The sequence below is a fragment of the Shimia sp. MIT1388 genome, from assembly GCF_047124445.1.
Lineage (GTDB): Bacteria > Pseudomonadota > Alphaproteobacteria > Rhodobacterales > Rhodobacteraceae > Shimia.
The window spans coordinates 333992-358103 of record NZ_CP138921.1; the positions used below are offsets into that span (position 1 = coordinate 333992).

24 protein-coding genes are annotated in these 24112 nt (G+C 59.4%); 19 read left to right on the forward strand and 5 right to left on the reverse strand.

Annotated elements, in window-relative coordinates; all coding sequences use genetic code 11:
• Positions 1–428: 428 nt before the first annotated feature.
• The 10 genes from mraZ to SIB92_RS01675 all read left to right on the forward strand — a co-directional run bounded on the left by mraZ (position 429) and on the right by SIB92_RS01675 (position 10384).
• Complete coding sequence (gene mraZ / locus SIB92_RS01630) at positions 429–920, forward strand: division/cell wall cluster transcriptional repressor MraZ (RefSeq protein WP_412554177.1); 492 nt, start codon at positions 429–431, stop codon at positions 918–920.
• A gap of 2 nt (positions 921–922) precedes the next feature.
• Entirely contained in the window at positions 923–1915 is a 993-nt protein-coding gene (gene rsmH, locus SIB92_RS01635) for a 16S rRNA (cytosine(1402)-N(4))-methyltransferase RsmH (RefSeq protein WP_412554178.1), read from the forward strand.
• Complete coding sequence (locus SIB92_RS01640) at positions 1915–2262, forward strand: cell division protein FtsL (protein ID WP_412554179.1); 348 nt, start codon at positions 1915–1917, stop codon at positions 2260–2262. The genes rsmH and SIB92_RS01640 overlap by 1 nt, the downstream gene beginning before the upstream one ends.
• On the forward strand, positions 2259–4043 hold the full coding sequence (locus tag SIB92_RS01645) for a peptidoglycan D,D-transpeptidase FtsI family protein (RefSeq protein WP_412554180.1): 1785 nt from the start codon (positions 2259–2261) through the stop codon (positions 4041–4043). The genes SIB92_RS01640 and SIB92_RS01645 overlap by 4 nt, the downstream gene beginning before the upstream one ends.
• A 21-nt stretch (positions 4044–4064) precedes the next feature.
• Complete coding sequence (locus SIB92_RS01650) at positions 4065–5546, forward strand: UDP-N-acetylmuramoyl-L-alanyl-D-glutamate--2,6-diaminopimelate ligase (RefSeq protein ID WP_412554181.1); 1482 nt, start codon at positions 4065–4067, stop codon at positions 5544–5546.
• Positions 5543–6985: a UDP-N-acetylmuramoyl-tripeptide--D-alanyl-D-alanine ligase gene (locus SIB92_RS01655; protein ID WP_412554182.1), complete on the forward strand. Its 1443-nt coding sequence runs from the start codon at positions 5543–5545 to the stop codon at positions 6983–6985. Before SIB92_RS01650 ends, SIB92_RS01655 begins: the two co-directional genes overlap by 4 nt.
• Positions 6985–8067 (forward strand): phospho-N-acetylmuramoyl-pentapeptide-transferase, encoded by a 1083-nt coding sequence (gene mraY / locus SIB92_RS01660; RefSeq protein ID WP_412554183.1) that lies wholly within the window; start codon positions 6985–6987, stop codon positions 8065–8067. Before SIB92_RS01655 ends, mraY begins: the two co-directional genes overlap by 1 nt.
• A gap of 132 nt (positions 8068–8199) precedes the next feature.
• Positions 8200–9630 carry a UDP-N-acetylmuramoyl-L-alanine--D-glutamate ligase gene (murD, locus tag SIB92_RS01665; RefSeq protein WP_412554184.1) on the forward strand — a complete coding sequence of 477 codons (1431 nt, stop codon included), beginning with the start codon at positions 8200–8202 and terminating at the stop codon, positions 9628–9630.
• Positions 9631–9791: 161 nt separating this feature from the next.
• On the forward strand, positions 9792–10109 hold the full coding sequence (locus SIB92_RS01670; protein WP_295177977.1) for an HPF/RaiA family ribosome-associated protein: 318 nt from the start codon (positions 9792–9794) through the stop codon (positions 10107–10109).
• 101 nt (positions 10110–10210) lie between these two features.
• Entirely contained in the window at positions 10211–10384 is a 174-nt protein-coding gene (locus tag SIB92_RS01675; RefSeq protein ID WP_412554185.1) for a hypothetical protein, read from the forward strand.
• Positions 10385–10402: 18 nt separating this feature from the next.
• Here the strand turns inward: SIB92_RS01675 and SIB92_RS01680 are convergent, their stop codons facing one another.
• Positions 10403–11587, reverse strand: coding sequence for an NAD(P)/FAD-dependent oxidoreductase (locus tag SIB92_RS01680; protein WP_412554186.1), 1185 nt, complete (start codon positions 11585–11587; stop codon positions 10403–10405).
• A 196-nt stretch (positions 11588–11783) separates the two neighbouring features.
• On the opposite strand from SIB92_RS01680, the gene SIB92_RS01685 reads away from it, so the two are divergent.
• The gene (locus tag SIB92_RS01685; RefSeq protein ID WP_412554187.1) at positions 11784–12275 is read left to right on the forward strand and encodes an RNA polymerase sigma factor; all 492 of its coding nucleotides are present in this window, start codon (positions 11784–11786) and stop codon (positions 12273–12275) included.
• A complete protein-coding gene (locus SIB92_RS01690; protein WP_412554188.1) occupies positions 12272–13009 on the forward strand; it encodes a hypothetical protein in 738 nt (245 codons plus the stop codon). Before SIB92_RS01685 ends, SIB92_RS01690 begins: the two co-directional genes overlap by 4 nt.
• 68 nt (positions 13010–13077) lie before the next feature.
• Here SIB92_RS01690 and SIB92_RS01695 read toward each other — a convergent pair whose 3' ends face one another.
• The 4 genes from SIB92_RS01695 to SIB92_RS01710 all read right to left on the reverse strand — a co-directional run bounded on the left by SIB92_RS01695 (position 13078) and on the right by SIB92_RS01710 (position 17998).
• Entirely contained in the window at positions 13078–13788 is a 711-nt protein-coding gene (locus SIB92_RS01695) for a c-type cytochrome (protein ID WP_412554189.1), read from the reverse strand.
• Between the two features lie 67 nt (positions 13789–13855).
• Complete coding sequence (locus SIB92_RS01700; RefSeq protein WP_412554190.1) at positions 13856–15148, reverse strand: sulfite oxidase; 1293 nt, start codon at positions 15146–15148, stop codon at positions 13856–13858.
• A 205-nt stretch (positions 15149–15353) separates the two neighbouring features.
• Positions 15354–17546: a methyl-accepting chemotaxis protein gene (locus SIB92_RS01705; protein ID WP_412554191.1), complete on the reverse strand. Its 2193-nt coding sequence runs from the start codon at positions 17544–17546 to the stop codon at positions 15354–15356.
• A 38-nt stretch (positions 17547–17584) separates the two neighbouring features.
• Positions 17585–17998 (reverse strand): rhodanese-like domain-containing protein, encoded by a 414-nt coding sequence (locus SIB92_RS01710; RefSeq protein ID WP_412554192.1) that lies wholly within the window; start codon positions 17996–17998, stop codon positions 17585–17587.
• A 320-nt stretch (positions 17999–18318) separates the two neighbouring features.
• On the opposite strand from SIB92_RS01710, the gene SIB92_RS01715 reads away from it, so the two are divergent.
• The 7 genes from SIB92_RS01715 (at position 18319) to murB (ending at position 23907) form a co-directional block, all read left to right on the forward strand.
• Positions 18319–19485 carry a putative peptidoglycan glycosyltransferase FtsW gene (locus SIB92_RS01715; RefSeq protein ID WP_412554193.1) on the forward strand — a complete coding sequence of 389 codons (1167 nt, stop codon included), beginning with the start codon at positions 18319–18321 and terminating at the stop codon, positions 19483–19485.
• A 12-nt stretch (positions 19486–19497) separates the two neighbouring features.
• On the forward strand, positions 19498–20595 hold the full coding sequence (gene murG, locus SIB92_RS01720; protein WP_412554194.1) for an undecaprenyldiphospho-muramoylpentapeptide beta-N-acetylglucosaminyltransferase: 1098 nt from the start codon (positions 19498–19500) through the stop codon (positions 20593–20595).
• 1 nt (position 20596) lies between these two features.
• Positions 20597–22003, forward strand: coding sequence for a UDP-N-acetylmuramate--L-alanine ligase (gene murC / locus SIB92_RS01725; protein ID WP_412554195.1), 1407 nt, complete (start codon positions 20597–20599; stop codon positions 22001–22003).
• 63 nt (positions 22004–22066) lie between these two features.
• Complete coding sequence (locus SIB92_RS01730; protein WP_412554196.1) at positions 22067–22336, forward strand: DUF2484 family protein; 270 nt, start codon at positions 22067–22069, stop codon at positions 22334–22336.
• On the forward strand, positions 22333–22599 hold the full coding sequence (locus SIB92_RS01735) for a DUF2484 family protein (protein ID WP_412554197.1): 267 nt from the start codon (positions 22333–22335) through the stop codon (positions 22597–22599). Before SIB92_RS01730 ends, SIB92_RS01735 begins: the two co-directional genes overlap by 4 nt.
• Positions 22589–22903 (forward strand): hypothetical protein, encoded by a 315-nt coding sequence (locus tag SIB92_RS01740; protein ID WP_412554198.1) that lies wholly within the window; start codon positions 22589–22591, stop codon positions 22901–22903. The genes SIB92_RS01735 and SIB92_RS01740 overlap by 11 nt, the downstream gene beginning before the upstream one ends.
• Before the next feature lie 77 nt (positions 22904–22980).
• A complete protein-coding gene (gene murB / locus SIB92_RS01745; RefSeq protein ID WP_412554199.1) occupies positions 22981–23907 on the forward strand; it encodes a UDP-N-acetylmuramate dehydrogenase in 927 nt (308 codons plus the stop codon).
• Positions 23908–24112: the final 205 nt, after the last annotated feature.

Consider the following 24112-nt stretch of genomic DNA (forward strand, 5'->3'; position numbering starts at 1 on the left):
CATTTGGTGGTGTGATCTGGACTGATTGTCTAAATGTGGTGTCTGCACCCACAAATCTGCTCTCGAAATCGCGAGGTTCTGTGTGCTTGGGTCGCGCGTGGAGCGATTTTGTCCACAAATTCCTGTTGATTTCCATAAATTCCCATGGCATCCCTGTCTACACGATGAGGACGGGACATAAAGAGAGGCGCTAAGACCTCCGATCCCAAGTCAGGTTTCATACAGGCACCCGCTTTCATCGAAAAAAAGAGATCCGGTGCGTGGGCGAGCAGAACATCCCCCCAGGTGGCACGCGCAACTGGACTACCCGCAGAAGCGGGACGAGGGCGGCGGATTGATCAGTGGCAGCAGATCAATCCGCCGTTTCGCTTCCAGCCCCGGGGAGGGGCGGGACAACAGGTTGAAAGGGGCCATAGGCAGTGGCGCTCATGTTTCGCGGCGAAAGCCGTAACAAGGTGGACAGCAAGGGACGGATGTCGATTCCGGCCAAGTTCCGCCGTGTGCTTGAAGCAGGCGACCCTGAGTGGAAAAGTGGCGAAAACCCCAACCTGGTGATTGTCTACGGCGGCAAGACCCGAGAATTCCTAGAGTGTTTTACGGTTGAGGCGATGGATGATGTGGTGAGCCGCATCATGAAAATGCCCCGTGGCAGCAAGAAGCGCCTGGCGCTGAGCAAATTGTACCTCACCCAATCCTTGGAAGTGTCGGTGGATGAAACCGGCCGCTTGGTGTTGCCCAAAGAGCAGCGCGACAAGATTGGGTTGGAAGGCATGGCGTTCTTCGCCGGTAAAGGCGACACGTTTGAGATCTGGAACCCAGAGACATATGACGCCACCCAGGAAGAGGCGCTTGAGGCGGACGAGGATTTTGATCCGGATGCCGATCCGTCGATCTACCTTGATGGCGACGAGGATTTCTAACCATGGCGACGACTGACGAACCCGCCGCCAAACGTCCTCACATTCCTGTCCTGCTTGCGCCGCTTCTGCGCGCAGTGGCGCCGGTGTCGGGGCGGTGGCTGGATGGCACATTCGGGGCCGGGGGCTATACCCGCGGGCTGATCGAAGCTGGGGCCAGCAAAGTGTACGGCGTGGATCGTGATCCGCTGGCATTTGACATGGCGGCGCCTTGGGTTGGGGACTATGGCGATCAGATCGAGCTGGTCGCTGGTGTGTTTTCCAAGATGGATGATTATGCGCAGGACCTAGACGGTGTGGTGCTCGACCTTGGGGTCAGTTCCATGCAGCTCGACTTGGCGGAGCGTGGCTTTTCTTTCATGAAGGACGGTCCGCTTGACATGCGCATGAGCCAGGAAGGGCCCTCAGCCGCAGACCTGGTGAATGAGGCCGACGAAGCCGATCTGGCCGATATCATCTATCAATATGGCGAAGAGCGCGCGAGCCGGCGCATTGCCAAGGCGATTGTGCGCGAACGTAAGGCAGAGCCGATCACCACAACTTTGCGGTTGGCGGAGATTGTTGAGGGCTGTTTGCCACGGCCAAAGCCTGGGCAGAGTCATCCGGCAACGCGCAGTTTTCAGGCATTGCGGATTGCGGTGAATGACGAATATGGCGAGCTGTTTCGTGGGTTGATGGCTGCGGAGCGGGCCTTGAAGCCCGGTGGTTTGTTGGCGGTGGTGACCTTCCATTCGGTAGAAGATCGCATGGTCAAACGCTTCCTTCAGAGCCGCGCCGGAAAAACTGGTAATGTGAACCGCTATGCGCCCGAGACCGAACAGGAAAAGCCGGCGTTTGAGTTGATTACCCGTAAGGCGGTTGGGCCGGACCCGGATGAGTTGGAAGACAACCCGCGGGCCCGGTCTGCGAAGTTGCGCGTGGCACGACGCACCGATGCGCCGTCCGGTGAGGTTGCCGGAAAAGCCATTGGAATGCCAACACTTGGGGGACGTAAGTGATGCGGATGGTGTTGTTTATCCTGGCCGCAGGGATGGTGATTGCGCTCTCAGTTTGGGCCTATCAAGAGAACTATCGCACTCAGGCAATGATTGGCGAAACCGAGCGTTTGCAGCGTGAGATTGGCGAGGCGCGGGCGCGTTTGGCCGTGTTGAAGGCGGAGTGGGCCTATCTCAACCGTCCGGACCGGTTGCGCGATCTGACGGAAATCAACTACAACGACATGCAGCTTTTGCCGCTGCGCCCGGATCAGTTTGGCCGGATTGAGCAGGTGGCGTTCCCGTCCGTTGACGCGCCGATCAGCTTTGAGAATGCGGTGGAAGTCTCCTCTGAGGAGGCCAAGCCATGATCCGCAAGCCGCTGCGACCGTTGGCGTCGATCTTGCATGCGCGCAGTGCCGGGGAAAACCCGGATCAGATTGAGCGCGCCAACCTGCGCGAACGGCATGAAGAGATGCGCAACAAGGGGCGTGCGCGGGCCGAAGGGCGGTTGCTCATCATGGGCGCGCTGTTTGCTGGCGCGTTTCTGACGGTTGGCGCACGGATGGCCGTGGTCAGCATGTCCGAGGCGACCGAACCGCGCACCAGTTACGCGGGCAGCCGCATTCAGGCGGAGCGGGCGGATATTGTCGACCGCAAGGGCCGCATTCTGGCGACCAACTTGGAAACCCATTCCATCTATGCCCATCCGCATGAGATGATTGACCCGGCATTTGCAGCGCAGAAACTGGCGGAAATCTTCCCCGATCTGGATGCCGAGAAGCTGGAACGTAGGTTCAAAGACGGGCGTAAGTTCTACTGGGTGAAGAAAAAAATCTCCCCGGAGCAAAAGCAGGCGGTGCATGACATTGGTGAGCCGGGCTTGCTGTTTGGGCGTCGTGAAATGCGGCTTTATCCGAACGGGCGCTTGGCGGCGCACATCCTTGGCGGGGCGTCTTTTGGCGAAGAAGACGTGCATGACGCCGAGCTTGTTGGCGTTGCGGGTGTCGAAAAATATTTCGACGATGCGCTGCGCGATCCGGCCAATGGCGACAAGGCGCTGACGCTGTCCATCGACCTGACCGTGCAGACTGCGGCTGAGCGGGTGCTCTGGGGCGGTATGAAGCTGATGAACGCCAAAGGTGCGAGCTCGGTTTTGATGGATGCGCACACCGGTGAGATTGTCTCCATGGTGAGCCTGCCGGACTTTGACCCGAACAACCGGCCTAATCCGCCTGTGCAGGGGCAGGCGGCGGACAGCCCGTTGTTTAACCGTGCGGTGCAGGGGCTGTATGAGCTGGGGTCGACGTTTAAGATTTTCACGGCGGCGCAGTCGATGGAGCTTGGGTTGGCAAACCCGGAGACCAAGATCAACACCGCCGGACCGTTGCGTTGGGGCAAGTTCAAGATTCGCGATTTCCGCAACTACGGCGCGCAACTCACAGTCACCAAGGTGATCGTGAAGTCGTCCAATATCGGCACCGCACGCATGGCACAGGTGATTGGCGCAGCGCGGCAGCAGGATTTTCTGAAGCAGCTTGGCTTCTTTGAGCCAACACCAGTGGAGCTGGTCGAGGCAAAAGGCGCACAGCCGTTGCTGCCCAAAAACTGGTCCGAACTCTCGACCATGACGATTTCCTATGGCCACGGTATGTCGGCCAGCCCATTGCATTTGGCGGCTGGCTATGCGGCGATTGCCAATGGCGGTACCAAGGTGGTGCCAACCATCCTGAAGCAGGATGAGGTGGTGAAAGGCGAGCGCGTGATGAGCGTGGCGAGTGCCGAAGCTTCGCGCCTTATGCTGCGCAAAGTGGTGAGCGAGGGTACCGCGTCTTTTGGCGAAGTTCCGGGCTACGCTGTGGGTGGCAAAACTGGCACCGCAGACAAGCCACTGGAGAGCGGGCGCGGGTATTATGAGGACAAGGTAATTGCCACCTTTGCCGCCATGTTCCCGGCGCATGATCCCAAATATGTGTTGATCCTTAGCTTGGATGAGCCAGTGGAGACCTCCGGTGATGAACCGCGACGGACGGCGGGTTGGACCGCAGTGCCGGTGGCGGCTGAGATGATCACACGCGTGGCTCCGCTTTTGGGGCTGCGTCCTGAGGTTGAGCCTGCGCCTTTGGCTGATATAACGCTGACATCAAACTAAGCCAAATAAGGGCATTCACAGATGGCAGCAGGCACAAAACAGCTTTCAGAATTGGGTCTGACAGCCATGGGTGGGCTGAACCCGGCGATCACCGGATTGGCGGTGGACAGCCGTGAGGTGAAAGACGGGTTTCTCTTTGCGGCCTTGCCGGGCACGCGGGTGCATGGCGGTACGTTTATCCAGTTTGCGTTACGTATGGGCGCGGCGGCGATCCTGACCGATGCGGCGGGTGCCAAGATTGCCGAACAGGAGATGGCGGCGAGTGACGCCGCGCTGGTGATAGCCGAAGATCCGCGTCAGGCGCTGGCTTATACGGCGGCGCTGTATTTTGGCGCGCAGCCGGGGATCATGGCGGCGGTGACCGGCACCAATGGCAAGACCTCGGTGGCGACCTTCCTGCGCATGATCTGGCAGGAGTTGGGGCTTGAGGCGGTAAACCTGGGTACCACAGGCGTCGAAGGAGATTTCACCGCGCCGCTAAATCACACCACACCGGAGCCGATCACCTTGCACCGCACATTGGCGGCCGCGGCGGAGGCCGGGATTGGCTTTGCGGCGATGGAGGCTAGTTCGCATGGGTTGGCGCAGTGTCGTTTGGATGGGGTGCAATTGAAGGCGGCGGGGTTCACCAACTTCACGCAAGATCACCTCGATTACCACGAGACGTTTGATGAGTATTTCAACGCCAAAGCGGGGCTATTTGGCCGGGTGTTGCCCGACGATGGCACAGCGGTGATCAATGTCGATGATCCACGCGGTCTGGATATGGCGATCATTGCTGGGGGCCGTGGCCAGGGTGTGATCACCGTAGGTAAGGCTGAGGCGGACATCGCGCTGATGGCGCAGCGGTTTGATGCAACCGGGCAGGACATTCGGTTTACGTTCCGGGGCAAGGCTTATCAGCAACGATTGAACCTGCTGGGCGGGTTTCAGGCGGAGAACGTTTTGTTGGCGTCAGGATTGGCGATTGCCTGCGGTGCGGAGCCGGAGCGGGTCTTTGAAGTTTTGCATGAACTCAAAGGTGTGCGCGGGCGGATGCAGTTGGCGGCCACCCGCGAAAATGGCGCGGCAGTTTTTGTGGACTACGCCCACACGCCGGACGCGGTGGCGACCGCGCTTCAGGCGATGCGCCCGCATGTCATGGGGCGTCTGATTGTGATTGTCGGCGCGGGTGGTGATCGCGATGCGGCCAAACGGCCGTTGATGGGCCAAGCGGCGGCGCAAAACGCCGATGTGGTTTATGTGACTGATGACAACCCACGTACGGAAGATCCAGCCACGATCCGCGCGGCTGTTATGGAAGGTGCGCCAGAGGCCACTGAGGTGGACGACCGCGCCAAAGCCATCTTGCTGGCGGTGGATGCGTTGGGGCCCGGCGATACGTTGCTGATCGCGGGCAAAGGCCACGAAACCGGTCAGATTGTGGGCGAGGATGTGTTGCCATTTGATGATTGTGAACAGGCCAGTGTGGCCGTGGCTGCACTGGACGGGGGGATCGCATGAGCCTGTGGACATCTGAGGCTGCCGCTAAAGCGACCGGCGGCAAAGTCACCACTGCGTGGGAATGTTCCGGCGTTTCGATTGACACGCGCACCATTGAAACGGGCGACTTGTTTGTGGCGCTGACCGCGGCGCGGGATGGGCACGAGTTTGTGGCGCAGGCATTGGAAAAAGGCGCGGCAGCGGCTTTGGTGAGCCGCGTGCCGGAGGGCGTGTCGCCGGATGCGCCTTTGTTGATTGTGGACGATGTGCTTGAGGGCCTGGAGGCGCTTGGCCGGGCAGGCCGCGCGCGCACGAACGCGCGGGTTGTGGCGGTGACCGGCTCGGTTGGCAAAACCTCCACCAAAGAAATGCTGCGCGCCATCTTGGGCGGGCAGGGCCGGACCCATGCCTCTGTGGCGAGCTACAACAACCATTGGGGCGTGCCACTGACCCTCGCACGGATGCCGCAGGACACCGAGTTTGCGGTGATCGAGATTGGCATGAACCACCCCGGTGAGATTTCACCGCTTGCCAAGATGGCCCGCCCGCATGTGGCGCTGGTGACCACGGTGGCGGCGGTGCATCTGGAGGCCTTTGAGAACGTTGCGGGTATCGCGCAGGAAAAGGCGGCGGTGTTTGACGGGCTGGAACCGGATGGCATCGCGATTGTGAACGCCGACATTGAGACCGCTGATGTGTTGCGCGCCCACGCGCGAAGCCAGTCTGCTGAGATTCAGGAGTTTGGCGAAAGTGCCAAAGACTGGCGGTTGGGCGATGTGAAGCTGACCGGCAATGTCACTGTGGCGCGTGCCATTCATGGCGGCGATTTGGCGATGTTCAAAGTGCAAAGCGCAGGCCGGCATTTTGCCATGAACGGGCTGGGCGCTTTGGCCTCTGCCGAAGCGTTAGGTGCGGATTTGGCGCTATCGGTGGCTGCTCTGGGGCGCTGGACGCCATTTGTGGGCCGTGGCGCGCGAGAAACGATTTATTTGGACCCGGTGGAAACCGAGCGCACTCTGGAGCTGATCGACGAGGCTTACAATGCCAATCCAACCAGCCTAGGGGCGGCGTTGGAAGTGCTCGCGGCGGCGGTGCCCACCAATGGCGTGGGGCGTATCGGCAAGGGCCGTCGTATTGCCTTTGTCGGCGACATGAAAGAGCTTGGCCCGCAAGAGGTTGAGATGCATGCGGATTTGGCGGATCACCCTGCGATGAAAGACATCGACGTGGTGCATTGCATCGGCCCGCTGATGCAACATCTTCACGCCGCATTGCCGGAAGAAAAGCAAGGGCAATGGGTCACCACCAGTGCCGAGTTGGTGCCCGATGTGCGCAAGCTGGTGGATGCGGGCGATGTGGTGATGGCCAAGGGCAGCCTGTCGATGGCGCTGTCCAAGGTGGTTGACGCCATCCGCAATCTGGGCCATCCCGCCCCGCAATCCAAGAACGAGGACGCGTAATGTTTTATTGGCTGACCAGCCTGTCAGACGGCGGTGATTTTTTTAACCTGTTTCGCTACATCACCTTCCGTGCAGGCGGCGCGTTTATGACGGCGCTGATCTTTGGCTTCATTTTTGGCAAGCCGCTGATCAACGTGCTGCGCCGCAAGCAAGGCAAAGGCCAGCCGATCCGGGATGATGGTCCTGAAGGGCATTTTGCGAAGGCGGGCACGCCCACCATGGGCGGCTTGCTGATCGTGGGCGCCCTGGTGACGTCGACCTTGCTTTGGGCGCGGTGGGACAATGGCTTTGTCTGGCTGGTTCTGTTTGTGACACTGGCCTATGGGCTGATTGGCTTTGCTGATGACTACGCCAAGGTTTCCAAGCAAAACACCAAAGGCGTGTCGAGCAAGGTCCGCTTGCTGTTGGGGTTTGTGATTGCCGGTGTGGCCGGTGTCTGGGCGACTTATTTGCAGCCGGAAACCCTGCAGTTGCAGCTGGCGGTGCCGGTCTTCAAAGAAGTGCTGATCAACCTGAGCTGGGCCTATATTCCCTTTGCCATGTTTGTAGTGGTCGGCGCGGCCAATGCGGTGAACCTGACCGATGGGTTGGATGGACTGGCGATTATGCCGGTGATGATTGCCGCCGGTGCTCTGGGGGTGATTGCCTATGCGGTGGGTCGTGTCGATTTCACGCAATACCTGGATGTGCACTACGTGCCGGGCACAGGCGAAATTCTGATCTTTGTCGCCGGTCTGATTGGCGGCGGCTTGGGCTTCCTCTGGTATAACGCGCCACCGGCGGCCGTGTTCATGGGCGACACCGGCTCTTTGGCACTTGGTGGTGCTTTGGGTGCCATCGCTGTCTCCACAAAACACGAGTTGGTGCTGGGCATCATTGGCGGCCTGTTTGTGGTGGAAGCGCTCAGCGTGATCATTCAGGTGCTCTATTTCAAACGCACCGGCAAACGTGTGTTCCTGATGGCACCAATCCATCACCACTATGAGAAAAAGGGGTGGTCGGAGCCGCAGATTGTGATCCGTTTCTGGATTGTTGCGGTGATCCTTGCGATGATTGGACTGGCGACGCTGAAACTGCGCTAATGGTCAGGAACACCAAGGTTGAGGGCGCTATCGGCGCCCTTTTTCATGCCCTCAGGCTTCTTCTAACACCAAATATCCCCGCCGGAGGTTCCTCAAACTGGCCACTTGTACCATCGTCTGCGGAAAGGCACTGTGCGCGCAAGACGACAAGGGGGACATCACATGATTCCAGTGCAGGGGTTTGCAGGCGCAAAAGTGGCGGTTTTGGGTTTGGGCCGGTCTGGTTTGGCAACCGCGCGGGCGTTGCGTGCAGGTGGTGCGGAAGCGATTTGCTGGGACGACAACCCATCGGCGCGGGAAACGGCGGAAGACGAAGGCTTCACCTGCCGCGACCTGTCTCGTGAGGGCGCGTTTGAGGATATTGCCAGCCTAATCGTATCCCCCGGCATTCCGCATTTGTATCCGGAGCCGAACCCCGTTGTGGCCGCAGCCTTGGAGGCAGGCGTGCCGGTGGACAACGACATTGGGCTGTTTTTCCGCAGCTTTGCCACGCGGCAATGGGACAGTTTTGAGGTCACGCCCAAGGTGGTGACGGTGACCGGGTCTAATGGGAAGTCCACCACCTCGGCGCTGATACACCATGTGTTAAGCGAGGCGGGGCGGCGCACGCAGCTGGCAGGCAATATTGGTCGCGGGGTGCTGGATATTGATCCGGCGGAAGATGGTGATGTGGTGGTGTTGGAGCTGTCGAGCTATCAGACCGATCTGGCGAGGAGCCTGACGCCGGATGTGGCGGTGTTTACCAATCTCAGCCCGGATCATCTCGATCGACATGCCGGGATGGGCGGCTATTTTGCGGCCAAGCGTCGCTTGTTTGCCGAAGGCGGGCCGGATCGCGCGATTGTGGGCGTCGACGAGATTGAGGGCAAATATCTGGCGGGGCAGCTGTCAGAAGGGCCTGCGGATGATCGGGTGATGCGGATTTCCACCGAACGCAAGCTGACCGGAGCGGGCTGGAATGTCTTTGCCCGCAAGGGGTACCTGAGTGAGTACCGCAAAGGCCGTCAGGCGGGGTCGATTGATCTGCGCAATATCAAAGGCTTGCCGGGCACGCACAACCACCAGAATGCCTGCGCCGCTTATGCGGTGTGCCGGTCATTGGGGTTGGCCCCGCGTGTTATTGAGGCCGGATTTGCCTCCTTTGGGGGCTTGCCGCATCGCAGTCAGATCATCGCAGAGCAGGACGGCGTGACCTATGTGAACGACAGCAAGGCCACCAACGTGGATGCTGCCAAAAAAGCGCTGTCCGCATTCACAAACATCCGCTGGATTTGCGGCGGGCTGGAGAAAGAGGGCGGTCTGGGCGATCTGGTTGAGAGTGCCGGTGGCGTCAAGAAGGCCTATGTGATTGGGCGCGAGGCTGCCAGTTTTGCCATGCAGCTCAAAGGCATTGAGGCGGAGGTTTGCACCGATATGGCGACGGCTGTGGCCAAAGCCGCAGCGGAAGCAGAGGCGGGCGATACGGTGTTGTTGGCGCCAGCGGCGGCCAGTTTTGATCAGTACAACAGCTTTGAGAAACGCGGCGAGGATTTTGCCAAATGTGTCGAGCAGGCGCTCTCTTAAAGGAAGGCGCTGTCACGCCTTTTTAACGGGTTTGATCAACATCAAAGTGGGCGGAAATTGGCCTGTCTATCCTGAATTCACGCAAGGAAATGAAGAGCTTGTTCCTTGTAAATCACGCAGACGATCATAGGTCTGTAGTGTAACGATGAAAGGATCTGACGATGCAAATTCAGGTGAATACCGACAACTTCATTCATGGTGACGAGCGTGTGATCGAGGTGGCTGAGCTGGCCGTTTCCAACGATCTGGAACATATGAGCGACCGTCTCACCCGAGTGGAAGTGCACCTGAAAGATCAGAACGCGGACAAACACGGGCCGGACCACATCCTCTGCACCATGGAGGCGCGCCCGCGTGGCAAAGGCCCGCTGTCTGCGCATCATGAGGCCGCGGATATTCAGGCGGCGCTGAAAGGGGCTGCGAAGAAACTGCGCACCCGCCTGACCAGCGAGTTTGGCAAGGCCGACAAGCACCACTGATCCCACAGTTAATCTCATAGGATCAGAATCACGCGGCGTCGCCAATGTTTGGCGACGCCTTTTTTGTGCTATGCTGTTTCTGAAGTATGGGGGAAGGGACTGTGCATTTTGATATCGCGCATACGGTCATCATAGTTGTGGCCCTGGTTGTGACCAAACTCTTCATGAGTGTCACGGGCCTTGTGTCGGAAGAAGAGCGCAAGCAAGTCAGCTGGAAGATGATCCTCGCCTACTTTGTCGTCGTTTTATTTGTGAACGCTGTGTGGGAGCACTGACATATCCAGGCAGTGCCCTTACTGTAGTTTTGCTGAGATTGCTTGTCCGGCGGCCCATCCTGAGGACCAGGCCCATTGGAAGTTGAAACCGCCAAGCCAACCAGTGACATCGACAGCTTCACCGATCACGAAGAGGCCGGGCACGGTTTCGGCTTCCATGGTTTTGGAGGAGAGCCCTTCCGTGTCGATGCCGCCCAAAGTGACTTCGGCCGTGCGGTAGCCTTCGGTGCCAGTGGGCACCATTTCCCAGTTTTGCAAGCTGTCGCATAGGGTTCGCAGTGCCACGTCGGACTGATCCGCAAGATTGCCGGAGAGGTCCATTTCGCTTGCCAGATGCTCGACCAATCGGCTTGGCAGCAAAGTGGCCAACTCGGTGGTGAGGTTGCGACGGCCTTGCGCTTGACGGCGGTTGCGTAGTTCCTCAAACGGATCGCTGTCCGGGAAGAGGTTGATGTGGATCGGCTGGCTTTCGCGCCAGTAGGAACTGATCTGTAGCATGGCCGGGCCGGAAAGGCCGCGGTGGGTGAACAGCATGGCTTCGTCAAACGCAGTGCCGTTGGCTGTGGCCCGCACCGGATGGGCCACGCCGGAGATGGCTTTGAAACGGCCATCGGAGAAAGTGAAGGGCACCAGCCCCGCGCGGGTGTCCGTGACCGCCAGGTCAAACTGGCGGGCGATGTCATAGGCCAGACCTGTGGCGCCCATCTTGGGAATAGATTTGCCGCCGGTCGCCAGCACGAGGTTCTTACACGACAGCGTTTCGCGGCGACCGGATTTTTCGATCTCGATGGTGAAACCTGTCCCGGTGTGACCTGCGGTAATGATATTAGTTTCCAGCCACAGCTCAGCCCCGGCTTGCGCCATCTCGGTCCGCAACATGGCGATGATGTCCTTGGCGGAATTGTCACAGAACAGCTGGCCGAGGGTTTTCTCATGATAGGCGATGCCGTGGCGCGCCACCATGTCGATGAAGTCCCATTGTGTGTAGCGGCTAAGGGCGGATTTGCAGAAATGCGGATTGCCGGACAGGAAGTTTTCGGGGCCGGCATACATGTTGGTGAAGTTGCATCGTCCGCCGCCGGAAATCCGGATTTTCTCTCCCGGCGCTTTGGCGTGGTCGAGCACCAAGGTGCGCCCGCCAGTTTGCGTTGCACACATCATGCCTGCGGCGCCAGCGCCCAAAATTATGGTGTCCCAAATCATAGGCGCGGGGTGCCTGATGCGGCGGCGTGCGTCAAGGGGCGAGGGGCAGGGCAGTCGGTTTTGGAATGCTGCAGGAGGCTTGCATCTTATTTGGATTTTGCATCCACAAAAGCTGGAAGAGAGGGGCGCAATCCACTACGCTGCGGCCCATGAGACGCGACAGCACCCTCCTTTGCCATCAGTCCACGGCGCAGTAATGACAATTGAAGTCTTGCTGCCGGAACTGCGTGCCTATGCCATGTCTCTTGCCAAAAATCGGCATGATTCCGAAGATTTGGTGCAGGACGCGGTGGAGCGTGCCTTGCGGTCTGACAATTGCCCGACACCGGTGAAAGAACTGCGGCCCTGGCTGTTTCGCATCATTCGCAACCTGCATGTGGATGAGACGCGAAAAAATCGGGTGCGGACGGAATATTCCAACGCGCAGAGCCGTTTATCTATTGATCTAACGCAAAGCCAGGATCATGCAGATGGCGTAGCTGTGCGGATGACATTTGCAACCTTGCCCGCGCCGATGCGGGAGGTGTTGTTTCTCGTGGATGTCATGGGCATGAAGTACGCCGAAGCCGCAGAGATTATGGATGTGCCGCATGGCACGGTGATGAGCCGGGTGAGCCGGGCGCGGCGCGCGCTGATCAAAGCAATGGAAGCCGGCCCTGACGGGGCTGATGGGGATACCAAAAGATGACCGAGCTGAGCGACAGCGATTGGGATCTGGTCAACGCCTATGCGGATGACGAACTGCCCGCCTCTGACCAGCAGGCGTTTGAAGCGCGCCTGAGCGTTGAGCCCGCTTTGCAGGCGGCGCTGCAGCAGGTGCGCATGGTGTCTGGCGCCTTGGCGCAGATGCGGCCGGATGTGGCCCCTCTTGAAGCGGCACCGGCACAGCCAGCGAACCGCAACTGGCGGCCATTGGCAGCCTGTGCGTCTATTGCAGCGGCTGCGGTGATTGCGGCGGGTGTGTTCTTAATGTCGTCCAAGGCGTCGCATGCACCATTGGCGTTACATCAGGCGTTTCTGGACACCTCCTATGCCTTGCCGTCCGGCGGAGAGGTGCGGCAGGTTGAAGTGCAGGCGGACGCTTTGGCGCCCGAGTTGGCGCTGGCCAATCTCTATCTGGTGGATCGGATGGCGTTGCCCGGTGATCGCAGTGCGGCCCACTACAAAGGGCGTAACAACTGTCGTTTGACGTTGATCTCCGGTCCAGGTCTGGCGGGAGAAGACGTGCCGGACGGGATGCGCGCGGCGCAGTGGGAAAACGGCGGGCGTGGCTTTGTGGTGATGGCCTCGGGCATGGATCAGCGCCGGTTCAACGCGATTGCAGAGTTTTTGCGGCAAGCGACCCATGCGCCAACGCAGCCCAATACCGTTCTGGCGATGAAACAGGCCACCGATGCCGCCGCGCCCTGTCAGCAGGTCTAAAAGGCAGACCCTCCACCATTCATACCTGCGTGTCGCGGCGAATGGTGAAAGGTCTTAGGTATCCGGGGTTAGCTTTTGCCCGGGAAGTTGGGGCGGTCTTCGCCGTAGTGCTCGCTGAGATAGTCCAGAATGATGGTCAGGTCTGGCTCTTCGATTTCGCTCATGCCCTGATCTTCGACCATCCATTCAAACAGTTCGATCCAGCCGTCGCGGGTCAGGCCCTGCTGAGCCACAATCATCTCTGAGTGGCAAGCGGAGCAGGCGTAGTAGGTTTCTTCCACGCCGGGCGCGTCAAACAGGATGCCATATTCATACTCTTCTTCCTCCGCTTCAACTGCGGCGGGCGCGGCTGCGGCGTCAAAGCTCAGCGGTGCATCGCTGTTCTGGTTCAGGAAGGCGATGAGGTTGGCGCGGTCGGTGGCCTTTTTCATGCCTGCAAAGGACATTTTGGTGCCTTTGACCAGCGCTTTGGGCTTGGTCAGGAAGGCGTCCAGCTGCTCCACGGACCAGGTGCCGCCAAGAGCCACCAGTGCTTTGGAGTATTTGTAGCCGTCCACGCCGGCGACAGGTGCGCCGACGATGCCATAGAGGTTGGGGCCGGTCTTTTTCTTGCCGCCCTTTTCGGCGGTGTGGCAGGCCTTGCATTTCTTGAACGCCTTTTCCCCTTTGGCGATGTCTGCGGCGGGCAGCAGATCAGCGACGGTTTCGGCAGTGGACATGGCTGGCAGAGCAATCGTGAGGCACAAGCCCAGAGTTGCCCCGATGGCGGGGATACGCATGAAGGTCTCCTGAAGTCGATAGAGGTCGTGGTGCGGACGGCGCCAACGCGCCGTCCGAAGTATGGGGTTAGCTGACGCGCAGACCAACCCGGTGCATGGTGTTGTTGAGGTAGCCTTTTGGGTTCCAGTCGATGGCAAATGGCTGCATCTCGCCGTTGCTGTCGGTGGCACGGGCCCACACCTCGTAGTAGCCGGCCTGGGCGAAGGACACGTTGGCGCGCCAGTTCTGCCAGGCGCCGGAGTTCACCGGAGCATCCAGCTCGGCGGTTTGCCAGGTGGTGCCGAAGTCGGTGGAGATTTCCAGCTTTTCAACCGTGCGGTCGCCAGACCAGGCGTGGCCGCGCACTTCGGTTTCCATGCCCACGTCCGCGCCGTTGGCCGGGAAAGTCACCAGCGATTTCACCGGCATGCGCTCGATGATTACGAAGTCTTCGGTTGCCACTTTTTCGCCTGGCGCAACCGGACGGTTTGGCACGCGGTAGGCTTTGCCGGTCATTTTTGGACCGTCATGCACAACGTCGCGCAGCTCGATGCGAGTCAGCCATTTCTGTGCTGTGGAGGCCGGCCAGCCTGGCACAACCAGACGCAGCGGCGCGCCGTTCAGCGGGTGCAGCGGGGCACCGTTCATTTCAAAGGCAATCAGAACCTCTTCGGTCATCGCCTTGGCAATCGGCATGCCACGCGAGATTGGCAGTTTCTCGGGATCGCCGGACAGGTGGGTGTCGGCGCCATAGTGGGCGGTGTACACCACATTGGACTGCACGCCGGCCGCTTCCAGAACGTCTTTCAGACGGACACCGGTCCATTCAGAGCAGCCCACGGCGCCGTAGGTCCACTGGTTGCCTTTGGCAGGCGGGTTGAAGAAGCCACGGCCGTTGCCGCCGCATTCCAGCGTCAGGGCGCGGGTGACCACTTCGAATTTGGATTTCAGATCCTCGATGGTCAGGGTCATCGGGGTGTCGACAAAACCGTCGATGGTCAGTTCCCAGCCCGCAGGATCGGTGTTCTCTGGGGGAATGCCGTTGTTGCGCACAAAGTGGCGGGAGGTTGGGGTGATGGCGTCATCCAGCAGTTCTGGCGGGGTTTCTGCGTTCACCGGGCGGTCGTTCAGCAGGGTCAGGCCGTCTTTGCCAACCAGAACATCCTCAGACGCCATGGCCGCTGGTACAAAGCCAATTGGCATGTTGCGGTGGAACGGGATCGAGGTGCCCACCATGGCCGCCATGGTGGCAAGGCCGGTGCGTTTCAGAAAGCCGCGGCGGTCCGGGTTTGGCACGCGGCCAAAGAACTCGCGGTCTGCCTTTTCCGGATCAGCTGCAAAAAAGCTGTTTACATCCTTGGTCTTATCGTTGTCGGCCATATTGTCCTCCCATGGCGTCGTGCTGTTGGACGCAGCCCCCAGAAGAGGGGTTGCAAGAAAGAAACGGATGGGTGCGACAATTTATTCCTCTGAGAGTCACTTTTTTTGACAGGGACGTGATTTTGCGCAGATACACCACAGAAAAACCGCCCCCGATGGTGTGTCGGGAGCGGTCTGTTTTGGTGTTTGTCTGTGTGTGCGCGGATCAGGCCACGTGGCTGCGCGGGTCTTCTTGCTCAAAGCCAGACATGCTGGGCGGCATGGTCTTGAAGTCGGCCACGGTGCTGGACAGGAGCTTGGATTCCGCCTGTGCACCCTGCATCGAGGAGTTCACCTCAAAGAAGGCCGCGGCGTTTTCCTGTGTGGCTTTGTCCAGACGCCCCACGGCCACGTTGATTTCGTTGATCCCCACCGAGGTTTCCTTGGTGGCGTCGGCAATGTGGCGGATTTGTTCGGTGGCGCCATTCACGCCCACCACAATCTCGTCAAAGGCCTTACCGGTGTCACGCACAAGCGAAACGCCGCGCTCCACGGTGGCGCCGGTGGATTTGATCAGTTCGGAGATCTGGCGCGCCGAGTCCGAGGATTTCTGCGCCAGAGCGCGCACTTCGGAGGCCACCACGGCAAACCCCTGGCCAGCTTCCCCAGCGCGGGCCGCTTCCACACCGGCGTTCAAAGCCAGCAGGTTGGTTTGGAAGGCAATGTCTTCGATCACCCCCAAAGTGCCGTCGATAGAGTCCGTGGCAGCTTCGATTTCGGCCATGGCCTCAACCGCCAGACGCATCACTTCCTGACCTTCGGCAGCACGGTTGGTGATGTCATCTACCGAGGTGTTGGCATCGTTGGCAGAACTGGCCATCGAGCCCACTGTCGAAGACATCTGCTCCAACGCGGCGGCAGTCTCTTCCAGTGCAGCGGCGTTCTGTTCGGAGTTTGCGGCCACGGAATCTGTGGTGCGGGACACTTCAGAAGAGACACCTTCCACAACAGCAGCAGATTTGGACACAGAGTTGATCTTGTCCGACAGGCTGTCGGTGGCGGTGTTCATCGAGGTGGCAATTTCGCCAAAGATGCCTTCAAATCCGTCGGGCATGCGGTAGGTCAGGTCCTGCTCTTCCATATGGCTGAGCCCAACACGCACCGCTTCCAGACCTTCGTTGGCGGCGCTGCCGATGCTGTTCACCTTGACGCAGATTTCCTTGAAGATGCCTTCTTTGTCGTCGGTGCTGAGCTGGCCGGTGAAATCGCCGCGGGCGCAGGCTTCCACCACTTCGGCAATCTCTTCGGCGGCCACCTTTTCAGAAGCGCGCTGTGCCAGAAGCAGTTCGATGGAGGCGTGCAGTTCGGCAATCTCCTTGGCGGAGCTGCGGTATTTAAGCGGGTCTGCGTCATCGCCTCGGGCGGCGGCGGCCAGCGCCTGTGTGCCTTCGCGCAGTGGACGCAGTTGGCGGCGGCACCAGATCAGCATGGCGCCGAGGAACAGCGCGATCATGCCAAGGAGGGCACCCATTGCGCGGTACATCACGGCGGATTTTTCCGCCTGTTGCGCAGTGAAGTCGGACAGCAGGATCAGGTCAAAAGCCGTGCCGTCCTGGTTGACCCCAATCCGGTTGCGGGCGGCGACAAACTGCTGGTCACCGGAAGCGATCACGTCAAAGGTCAGATCATTGCCGGCCAACGCTGTCATCGCGGTGGTGGTTACAGCGGTGTGGTCTGCTGCTGCGGCGGCGTCGCCTTCGGTTTCTGCGCCGGCCACGGCAGGCGCTTCAAACCCTTGCAGGGTCCAGTCCGCATTCGGGGCCACTTCGGCCAGCATGACTTGCATCTGCATGGCTTCGGCAATCACCGGCAGGCTAGAGGTTGCATCCAGCGCCAGCAGGCCGTAGCCCACGACGTTGCGGCCGGAAAACAGCGGGAAGGCGTAGACGGCGCCAATGCGGGTGTCGTCAATCTGGGTGATTTCAAACGCACGTTGGCGGCTTTCTTTGACCTGTTGCACAATCGCGGGTGTGCCCGCCTGCTTCAGGGCGTCGTTCTGCGTGCTGAAGGCGGCGACAGCTTTGGCGTCTTTGTCAAAGATAATGAGGTCGGAAATTTCACCGGAGGCGGAGGCTCGGTTGAAGGTCGAGGACAGGTCGTCTTGCACAGCGGCAAAGTCACCTTCCTTCAAGGCCGTCATACTGTCGCGGGATCGCGAGACAGTGCGGCCGTGGTTGGTGAGGGTCTTCTCACTGCGTTGCAGCACTTGCAGCGCCGCCACACTGGCGTTTTCGGCGTTCAGGGACAGCAGGGTCGTTTCCACCCGCTTGAGGATTGCACCGCCGCCTAAGACAAAGGCCGTGGTCATCGCCATGGCGAAGATACACAAACCTACAACAATTCGGTTGGAAAGTGACATGGATGCTGTCCCTGATCGTTATTGGAAGGAGTGATCGATTATTCGATCGGGAAGCCGGCGCTTTCCCAGGCCGGGTAGCCATCGCGGAAGTAATAGACTTTGGAGAAGCCCCACTCGACGGCCATCTCTGCCGCTTTGGACGAGCGCAGGCAGGAGTGGCCGTTGCAATAGAAGACCACCGGTGCGTCAGACGCGACAACTTCGGCCAAAGCGTCCTGGGTCAGGGCGGATTTTACGTCCAGATGAACGGCGCCAGGAATGCGACCGGCGTCAAAGTCGGATGGCTTGCGCACGTCGATGAAGGCCACACCTTCGTCAAACAATTGGCCCGCTTCTTCCGGGGATACGGTGGTCGCGCCGGAGACGGTTTCCGGGGAGGTGGCCGCAAGCGCGGCGAAAGGCAGCAACACCAGGGATGCAACTGCAGCAAGTGTGCGAAGGAAGTTAGTCATTTTGCTCTCCAAGTTTGCGGCCCATAGGGACCATTGGCGCTAGGTAAAGCGGAAACTTTCTAAGATACTGCTAATCTGGACAATTTTAGCGGTTTGAAGTGGTTTGGGTCTGAATAGGTGCGCTCCTATTGGCGGGGAAAAGCACCACTTATGAGGCGAGTTCTTGCCATAACTTGAAGGTGTTAGGGGCAGCGTGGACACGGTTGGGCGTGAAGTTGCCGCCGGGGGTTCTCTTTACTTTCCATAAAAGGGTTTGGGTGTTAGTGTTTGTCCACAGACCCGGCAAACGGGCGTTTTGAGGCAGAGATCGGCGGTTCCCGATGACAGAGATGGTGTATGGCGCGTTGCCTTCGCAGGCGCGTGAGCCCGTGCTCCCCAAGTGGTGGCAAACCCTGGACAAATGGACAATGGCGTCCATTGTGATGTTGTTTTTGATTGGCTTGATGCTGGGCATGGCGGCAAGCCCGCCCCTGGCGGCCAAAAACGGCTTTGCGCCGTTCCACTACGTGCAGAAGCAGGTGATTTTTGGCGGTCTGGCTTTGGTGGCTATGGTCGTCACGTCGATGATGTCGCCACAACTGGTGCGCCGGTTGGCGGTGATGGGCTTTGTCATCACGATGATTGCGGTGGCCTTGCTACCGATTTTTGGCACCGACTTTGGCAAAGGCGCGACCCGTTGGTACTCGCTTGGGTTTGCCTCGCTGCAACCGTCCGAGTTTCTTAAGCCGGGGTTTGTGGTGGTCTCCGCCTGGCTCATGGCGGCCAATGAGGAAATCAACGGCCCGCCCGGTCGGCGTTGGTCTTTCTTGTTGATGATGACCATAGTATTCATGTTGGCGATGCAGCCGGACTTTGGTCAGGCGTGCCTGATCCTGTTTGGCTGGGGCGTGATGTATTTTGTCTCCGGTGCACCGATGCTTTTGATTGGCGGGATTTGCCTGTCGCTGCTGCCGATTGCCAATTTTGCCTATAACAACTCCGAGCACTTTGCGCGGCGGATTGACGGCTTTCTGGATCGCTCGCTCGACCCAACCACGCAGATTGGCTACGCCACCGAGGCGATCCGCGAAGGCGGGTTCTTCGGGGTTGGTGTAGGCGAGGGGCAGGTGAAATGGTCGCTGCCGGATGCGCATACGGATTTCATTATTTCGGTGGCGGCGGAGGAGTACGGCCTCGTTCTCGTCTTCGCCATTATGATCCTCTACGCGACCATCGTTTTGCGCTCCTATTTCCGACTCATGCGTGAGCGGGACCCGTTCATTCGGCTGGCGGGCACCGGCCTTGTGGCGATCTTCGGCGTACAAGCGCTGGTCAATATGGGGGTCGCAGTGCGGCTACTGCCTTCTAAAGGCATGACTTTGCCATTTGTCAGCTACGGCGGCTCGTCTCTGATCGCAGGGGGGATTGCAGTTGGCATGATTTTGGCGTTTACCCGCTCGCGTCCACAGGGCGAAATCAGTGATATTTTACGGGGTCAAACCCGTTAACAGGTGGGTGCGATGAGCAAACAGCCTCTTTTAGTGATCGCTGCCGGGGGGACCGGTGGCCATATGTTTCCTGCGCAGGCCTTGGCGGAAGTCATGCTGCGCAAAGGCTGGCGGGTGAAGCTCTCCACCGATGCGCGTGGCGCGCGCTACACCGGTGGCTTCCCGCATACGGTTGAGATCGAAGAGATGAGCTCGGCGACCTTTGCTCGTGGCGGGGCGCTGGCCAAGCTGGCGGTGCCGTTTAAGATTTTGGGCGGCGTTCTCGGTGCGGTGTCCAAGATGCGCAAAGACCGGCCGGATGTGGTTGTGGGTTTTGGTGGATATCCGACCATTCCAGCCATGGGCGCGGCGTGGCTGATGAAACTCCCGCGCATGATCCATGAGCAGAACGGCATTCTGGGCCGCGTCAATCAGGTCTTTGCCAAAAAGGTGGATGTTGTGGCCTGTGGCACCTGGCCAACAACCTTGCCTGATGGCGTCGAAGGCACGCCGGTTGGTAATCCGGTGCGCAAGGCGGTGATGGATCGCGCGGGGGCAGGGTACATTGCGCCGGGCGATTATCCGATGTCGCTGCTGGTGATTGGCGGCTCGCAAGGCGCCCGGATTTTGAGCGACGTGGTGCCAAGCGCGATTGCGCATCTGCCTCCGGCGATATTGCAAAACCTGCGGGTGAGCCATCAGGCGCGCGGCGAAGACCATGAGCGGGTGACGGCGTTTTACAACGAGCACGGCATTTCGGCGGATGTGCAGCCGTTCTTTCAGGACGTGCCGTCGCGCATGAGCGAGGCACAGTTGGTGATTTCCCGCTCTGGCGCAAGTTCCGTCGCCGATATCAGCATCATCGGGCGGCCGTCCATTCTGGTGCCCTTTGCGGCTGCGGCGGGCGACCATCAGACCGCCAATGCGCGTGGCTTGGCGGAAGCAGGCGGGGCGATTGTGATCCCGGAAAGCCTGCTGACCCAAGAGACATTGACTGAAAACATCACAACCATCCTGTCCAACGCGGCCGGGGCCACCCAGATGGCCACCGCCGCCTTGTCGGCAGGCAAGCCGGACGCGACCGAGACCCTTGTGGCGCTGGTCGAAGAGCTGGCGAAAAAGGACCAATAATATGAACGCAGCAACCAAACTTCCCGGTGACGTGGGCGCCATCCATTTTGTGGGCATTGGCGGGATTGGCATGTCCGGCATCGCCGAGGTGCTGCTGAACCACGGCTATACGGTGCAGGGCTCCGATCTGAAGTCGACCAAAATCACCGAGCGCTTGGCGGGCATGGGCGCGACCATTTTTGAGGGGCAGCGGGCGGAAAATCTTGCGAACGCTGAAGTTGTGGTGATCTCTTCTGCCATCAAACCGGGCAACCCGGAACTGGACGAAGCGCGTTTGAAAGGCCTACCGGTGGTGCGCCGGGCGGAGATGCTGGCGGAGCTGATGCGTCTGAAGTCCAACATCGCGGTGGCAGGCACCCATGGCAAGACAACGACCACAACTATGGTTGCGGCGTTGCTTGATCATGGCAAGTTTGACCCGACAGTGATCAACGGCGGCATTATCCACGCCTATGGTTCCAACGCGCGTGTTGGTGAAGGCGAGTGGATGGTTGTGGAAGCGGATGAAAGCGACGGCACCTTTAACCGTTTGCCTGCAACCATTGCGATTGTGACCAATATCGACCCGGAGCATATGGAACACTGGGGCACCGAAGAGGCGCTGCATCAGGGCTTCTATGACTTTGTGTCCAACATCCCGTTTTATGGCCTGGCGGTGTGCTGCACCGATGATCCGGACGTGCAGACTTTGGTGGGCAAGATCACCGACCGCCGAGTGGTGACCTTTGGCTTTAACGCGCAGGCGGATGTGCGGGCGGTGAACCTGACCTATAAGGCGGGCGTGGCGCATTTTGACATCCAGCTGCAGGGCGAAGAGGCGGTGATTGAAGGCTGCACCTTGCCGATGCCGGGGGACCACAACGTGTCCAATGCGCTGTCCGCGGTGGCTATCGCGCGGCATTTGGGCATGAAGCTCGATGAAATCCGCGCCGCGCTGGCGGCCTTTGGTGGGGTGAACCGTCGCTTTACCAAGGTGGGTGAAGTCATGGGCGGCGTGCCAGTGATTGATGACTACGGTCACCATCCGGTGGAGATTGCTGCCGTGTTGAAAGCGGCGCGTCAGTCGCTAGGTGACAGTGGCGGCCGGGTGATTGCTGTGCATCAGCCACACCGCTTCTCCCGTTTGCACTCGCTGTTTGAAGACTTCTGCACCTGCTTCAATGAGGCGGATGTTGTGGGCATTGCGGACGTCTTTGCGGCAGGTGAAGCCCCAATTGAGGGCGCCAGCCGTGACGACCTGATCAACGGGTTGGTCGCGCATGGACACCGTCATGCGGTGGCAATTGGCGAAGAGGCGGATTTGGTGGCGCTGGTAAAAGAAACCGCGAAGCCTGGCGACATTGTTGTGTGTTTGGGGGCAGGGTCGATCAGCGCCTGGGCCAACGCGTTGCCTAGCCATCTGGGCTAAGTCCTTGTCAAATGCGTCGCGCGCGGTAGGCTGCGCGCGAGTGACCTAGACGGGATTTCTGACGTGAGCCTTTCCTTGATCCTTGCCTGCCTTTGGGTGCTGGCTGCAGCAACGGTGGCGGCCTTGCCAATGCGCAGGCAATATGTGCCGGGTGTGGCTTTGCTGATCGCAGCGCCGGTGCTGATTTGCGTGATCTTTTATGAACATGGCGCCTTGCTGGGATTTGCGGCTCTGTTTGGCTTTGTGTCGATGTTCCGGCGTCCTCTTTTGTATTTTGGACGCAAGGCGCTTGGTCTGCCTACCGAACGCCATGAACCGGAGGGCGATGCATGACGATTTCGATCACTGCAGCTTTTGTCTGGCTCATTGTGGCCAACCTGCGGGCGATGTTCCCGTCCAAGGACCATCATTGGAAATTTGCCTATGTGATGATCGCGATTGGCATTCCGATCCTGATTGGGGTGGCGATCCAGAACAGCGTCTGGCTGGCGTTGGTGCTGTTGGGCATGGGCGCATGGATCATGCGCTGGCCGGTGATTTACCTGTGGCGCTGGATCAAACGTGTGTGTGGTATGGAGACCCCAAGTGATCCTTGATTTTACCCTCGCGTTGAATGCGTTGATCTGGTTTGCGACGTTGATCTTGCCGCTCTATGGGCTGATCACTGGCTATAAGCTGCGCCGTGATCTGATGATGCGCGCCAGTCTGCTGATTGTCTGTTTGGTTGTGGCGCTGCTCACGTTGGAAGTGACGTTGACGGTCTTTGCCACGGACGCAGATCGTGAAGAGCTGACCGTCCTGCAAGGCTATCGCCCATGGCTGTTCTTTGGCACTTCCGGCAGCCTGGCCTTGGGCTGGGCGCTGTTTGTGTTGGGCAAAGCGCTGCGCGCGCGTCGGTGACAATAGGGAAACGCTTGCCGCATGACACCGGCTTCGATATCGGTGCGCAACAGGCATTTTGATTTCAAGGAAATACCATGACCACATTGCCCACCCCACGTGGAAAGCTGACCGAAGGCAAAGAGCTCTCGGGATTGACGTGGCTGCGCGTGGGCGGTCCGGCTGACTATCTGTTTCAGCCAGCGGATGTGGAAGACCTTGCGGCGTTTCTGAAAGATCTGCCTCAAGATGTGGTCGTGTTCCCAATGGGGGTCGGCTCCAACTTGATCGTGCGTGATGGCGGTTTGCGGGCCGTGGTGATCCGTATGGGGCGTGGGTTCAATCACATCGAAGTGGACGGCAATCGCGTGCGCGCCGGTGTGGCAGCGTTGGATGCGCATGTGGCCCGCAAGGCGGCGCAGGCGGGTGTGGATTTGACCTTTTTTCGGACGATCCCCGGTGCCATCGGTGGCGCGGTGCGGATGAACGCGGGCTGCTATGGCAGCTACACGGCAGACGTGTTTGTCGAGGCCACAGTAGTGACGCGGGCAGGGGAGATTGTGACGCTTTCGGCCGAAGATCTGAACTTCCAGTACCGGCAGACGGACTTGCCTGAGGGCTGGGTCATTGTGGAAGCGGTTTTGGAAGGCCCTTCCGGGAATCCGGAAGAACTGGCACAGCGCATGGAAGACCAGCTTGCCAAACGCGACGCCACGCAACCAACCAAAGACCGCAGTGCGGGCAGCACCTTCCGAAATCCGGCGGGTTTTTCTTCGACGGGTAAAGCGGATGACGTGCATGATCTGAAAGCCTGGAAGGTGATTGACGACGCAGGCATGCGCGGCGCTCGTGTTGGTGGGGCGCAGATGAGCGAGATGCACTCCAACTTCATGATCAACACCGGTGACGCAACTGCCGCAGATCTGGAAAATCTTGGCGAGGAAGTCCGAAAAAGGGTTTTCCAAAACAGCGGAATAGACCTACAGTGGGAAATCATGCGCGTCGGCGAACCGGCGGCAGATTGATGCCTCAGTTTAGGTCCGTTAAGCGGTCATTAACCAAGAACTGAGATCACTAATAAAACAAGGGCGCAAAGCCCGACTTCAGGGTCAAAGACCCGATTGAGCGCAGGGCCATGTGCCCACCCCGAGCAGGCATTCCGTGCCTGATGTACAAAAGAGCAGTCCAACGTGGCTGTGATAAATGAGTCCAAAAGGGCTCGCATAAGAA

Bases quoted from the DNA above. Each gene is read 5' to 3' on its own strand.
- SIB92_RS01710 (WP_412554192.1), bottom strand. From the start codon at position 17,998: ATGACTAACTTCCTTCGCACACTTGCTGCAGTTGCATCCCTGGTGTTG.
- SIB92_RS01735 (WP_412554197.1), top strand. From the start codon at position 22,333: ATGACGATTTCGATCACTGCAGCTTTTGTCTGGCTCATTGTGGCCAAC.
- SIB92_RS01640 (WP_412554179.1), top strand. From the start codon at position 1,915: ATGCGGATGGTGTTGTTTATCCTGGCCGCAGGGATGGTGATTGCGCTC.
- rsmH (WP_412554178.1), top strand. From the start codon at position 923: ATGGCGACGACTGACGAACCCGCCGCCAAACGTCCTCACATTCCTGTC.
- SIB92_RS01670 (WP_295177977.1), top strand. From the start codon at position 9,792: ATGCAAATTCAGGTGAATACCGACAACTTCATTCATGGTGACGAGCGT.
- SIB92_RS01685 (WP_412554187.1), top strand. From the start codon at position 11,784: ATGACAATTGAAGTCTTGCTGCCGGAACTGCGTGCCTATGCCATGTCT.
- mraY (WP_412554183.1), top strand. From the start codon at position 6,985: ATGTTTTATTGGCTGACCAGCCTGTCAGACGGCGGTGATTTTTTTAAC.
- SIB92_RS01650 (WP_412554181.1), top strand. From the start codon at position 4,065: ATGGCAGCAGGCACAAAACAGCTTTCAGAATTGGGTCTGACAGCCATG.
- SIB92_RS01695 (WP_412554189.1), bottom strand. From the start codon at position 13,788: ATGCGTATCCCCGCCATCGGGGCAACTCTGGGCTTGTGCCTCACGATT.
- SIB92_RS01680 (WP_412554186.1), bottom strand. From the start codon at position 11,587: ATGATTTGGGACACCATAATTTTGGGCGCTGGCGCCGCAGGCATGATG.
- murC (WP_412554195.1), top strand. From the start codon at position 20,597: ATGAACGCAGCAACCAAACTTCCCGGTGACGTGGGCGCCATCCATTTT.
- murG (WP_412554194.1), top strand. From the start codon at position 19,498: ATGAGCAAACAGCCTCTTTTAGTGATCGCTGCCGGGGGGACCGGTGGC.
- SIB92_RS01690 (WP_412554188.1), top strand. From the start codon at position 12,272: ATGACCGAGCTGAGCGACAGCGATTGGGATCTGGTCAACGCCTATGCG.
- SIB92_RS01700 (WP_412554190.1), bottom strand. From the start codon at position 15,148: ATGGCCGACAACGATAAGACCAAGGATGTAAACAGCTTTTTTGCAGCT.
- mraZ (WP_412554177.1), top strand. From the start codon at position 429: ATGTTTCGCGGCGAAAGCCGTAACAAGGTGGACAGCAAGGGACGGATG.
- SIB92_RS01705 (WP_412554191.1), bottom strand. From the start codon at position 17,546: ATGTCACTTTCCAACCGAATTGTTGTAGGTTTGTGTATCTTCGCCATG.
- SIB92_RS01655 (WP_412554182.1), top strand. From the start codon at position 5,543: ATGAGCCTGTGGACATCTGAGGCTGCCGCTAAAGCGACCGGCGGCAAA.
- SIB92_RS01715 (WP_412554193.1), top strand. From the start codon at position 18,319: ATGACAGAGATGGTGTATGGCGCGTTGCCTTCGCAGGCGCGTGAGCCC.
- SIB92_RS01645 (WP_412554180.1), top strand. From the start codon at position 2,259: ATGATCCGCAAGCCGCTGCGACCGTTGGCGTCGATCTTGCATGCGCGC.
- murB (WP_412554199.1), top strand. From the start codon at position 22,981: ATGACCACATTGCCCACCCCACGTGGAAAGCTGACCGAAGGCAAAGAG.